This is a genomic window from Chryseobacterium sp. sg2396, from assembly GCF_042610505.1.
In the GTDB taxonomy this organism is placed as follows: Bacteria; Bacteroidota; Bacteroidia; order Flavobacteriales; family Weeksellaceae; genus Chryseobacterium.
Map to the genome: position 1 here is coordinate 1 of NZ_JBHGAQ010000047.1, position 2,346 is coordinate 2,346.

Consider the following 2,346-nt stretch of genomic DNA (forward strand, 5'->3'; position numbering starts at 1 on the left):
ACCGAAGAAGCCGGTCTTCAGGTGGGTCCAGATGTCACTTTATCATAAAATCCTAGTTATTTTAATAAAAAAACGGAACTCCTCATTAGAAGCTCCGCTTTAAAATTCTTAATAATTTTATTTATTCTTTATTAGAAAGTCTAACACTCTCAAACTTGGCAATAAAATTTTCCCATGTCCAATCCGGGAATATTTTTGGCATCTCAGTTTTAAAGGTTTCTGTTTCTACTGAACCAATACCTTCTCCGTTCATATAATACAATAAAACTCGTTGCCAATGATTGAATACACGCGCTTCAAGTGCCATTTGAGTATAACCATAATAATCCAAGTCCAAATTGTTTAGTTCATAATCACTAATACTCATATAATATAATGATTTATATATTTCATCGGGCATTATAATAAATCCTACATAACTTTCCGGCGTTGGATAATCTAGTGGTCTAAAGTATTTAAGATCTTCATCATCTCCCTCATCATATATGCCATTATCATCTGCAAATAAATACTTGGTTTGGGCAAAATTGAATTTACCTCCTATCCCTTTTTCTTCATCTTCCCACCATTCTATCCCATAGCCATCATTTACTGTTCTATAAAGTTTTTCTATGCCATCATGTATTTTGTTTAAACGAGTTAATTCCGGTAAATCTTTTTTAACAGTACCATCTCCTCCAATTTCAAACACCTTCTTTATCGTTTTAAAATCATCTCTAGCTTCCAGAAGATAATCAAATAAAAAGTCATTAAAATTTTCAAACATTTATCTTATTTTAAAGTTACATTTTTTGCTTTTTTAAGAATTTCCAAATCATCTTTTATTCGTCTACTTGCATTTGGAATTTGCTCTAATATCTGTTCATATTTATATAAATCAGATACTCTTCTAGCCGCATCAATAATTATTCTTACACTGTTTTCATTTTTTAAAGGTGTATTTTTAGATATTTCCTCGGGAGATGAATGCAATATACTAACTTTTTCTTTTTTAACCTTATTAATTTGATAGCTTTTAATATCAAAATCTACAGGGTTTAATATCGAATTATTAACTACCAATAATTTATCTTTTACATATTTATCACCCTCTTTTTTAAGATAATTAGATCTTAATGTTAATCCTTTCGGTACATGTTGCTCTGCCTTTCGGATTTTTCGAACTTTTTCTTTATCTTCATCACTTTCAAAACCAGCTTGCTCTAATTCAGTATCACTTACTTCTGGAATAGACTGACCATATTTTACAAATAAAGTATATTCAACAATGGCTCCTCCCAAAACCGCAATTTTTATAGGTTCTTCCGCTACACGCAAATGGTTTTTATTACCCTGCTGTGATAACGGAGTTAAGTTTATTAAAATACCTTCACCATGTATATGTTCGTTCAGCAAATGTCCTCTTACATAGTAGCTTCCATTGCCATACATTCTGTACGATAAATCTTCGTATATCTTGTTTGTTTCTTTAGGTTCTGATCCATCAACTCCTTTTCGAGTTAGTACTTTTGCAACCATATAAGATCCTAAAACACCTCCACTTGTAGATTTTGACGAATATTTTATTTCCGACTCAGGTAATCCACCTTGCTTGTCTATCCCAAATAATATGGCAACAAATTTTGATAAGGCTTTTGTCATGCTTGCAATGTCATGCTTTTTCTTTTCTTCTTTATCTTTATCATCATTAGTTCTATCTTTCTTTCTTGCATCTATACCGTTAGCTATTCTTATAGCATTATTTTTTGCTTTTTGAGTTCGCTCGTCTTTATCCTCTATTCTTATATCAGCAATAAAATCACTAAATGTTTTTGGTGTACTCGCGACCATCAATACTGTGTTTCCATCTTTGCTATCAAAATATAAAGTATGTGTATGTTTATCTTCTCCTTCAAAAGGTACTCGAACATCATCCCAATCTTTCGTATTATCCTTTTCAATGTCTTTTGTTTTACCTTTCTTATCACCAAACCCAATTTTCCTCAACAACCCTTTCGCTTTCCCCTTCACAAAATTCCAAAACTTCACAATGGCATTCTCAATACGCAGACGTATTTTTCGGATAACACCCAAGACTTTGTCTGCCAATCCACCAATTCCTAATAATGACGCTAGGAAGCCAATCAGAACAGGAACAGCTCTCCCCAAGGCATTTTCAATCGATTTGGCTACCGCACCTACATTTCCGCTGGAAATGGCTTTGATACTGTCGCTAAAGGCTTTCACCAGTTCCATGATCTTTGCGGCCCGCTGGATGAAGAATTTTACTACATCGATAATCGCCATGGCTGCTTTTATGAAGGCTCCCATAGGAGTCAGCAAGCCCATCACCCATTTGATTCCCGC

2 protein-coding genes are annotated in these 2,346 nt (G+C 33.6%); both read right to left on the reverse strand.

Translation table 11 applies throughout. From position 1 onward, the window contains the following. Positions 1 to 121: 121 nt before the first annotated feature. Positions 122 to 766 carry a hypothetical protein gene (locus tag ACED20_RS21070; RefSeq protein ID WP_294321205.1) on the reverse strand — a complete coding sequence of 215 codons (645 nt, stop codon included), beginning with the start codon at positions 764 to 766 and terminating at the stop codon, positions 122 to 124. A 5-nt stretch (positions 767 to 771) separates the two neighbouring features. After that, positions 772 to 2,346 (reverse strand): hypothetical protein (locus ACED20_RS21075; protein ID WP_378106706.1); only part of this gene is annotated, 1,575 nt, incomplete at its 5' end.